We start from the raw sequence: 357 nt of genomic DNA, 5'->3' as shown, positions 1-357 counted from the left end.
CGGGCAGAAAGATGACGTTCTTATCTGGGGAGGCCTGCGAAAAAAAAAAAAAAAAGCGAAGTAACTTCGTAACCACAACTGAGAAGTTGTGCTGAATCCGCAGGAGTCAGCAGAAGCCATAGTACGTAGGCTGTTGCAACAGCTTACGGAAGGGCTGAACCGAAAGGAGAGAGGAAAACGATGCGTTCGTATGAAGAGCAAAGACAGCAGAAAATCTCGCAAGAGAGCTCACGGCAAAGAGAAGCGGTGAAGCCGTTAGGGTATGTCGGAGCGCCGAGTTCTTCGTCGGCACAAATCACCCCTTCCTCTCGCGAAGACCATAACAACCTACTGGAGCGAATGCTCGAAGGAGACAAC

Origin of the sequence: Paenibacillus anseongensis (assembly GCF_009757995.1) — a bacterium.
Lineage (GTDB): Bacteria > Bacillota > Bacilli > Paenibacillales > NBRC-103111 > Paenibacillus_E > Paenibacillus_E chondroitinus.
The sequence above is the reverse complement of the archived record's forward strand: the minus strand, read 5'-3'. Positions refer to the sequence as shown.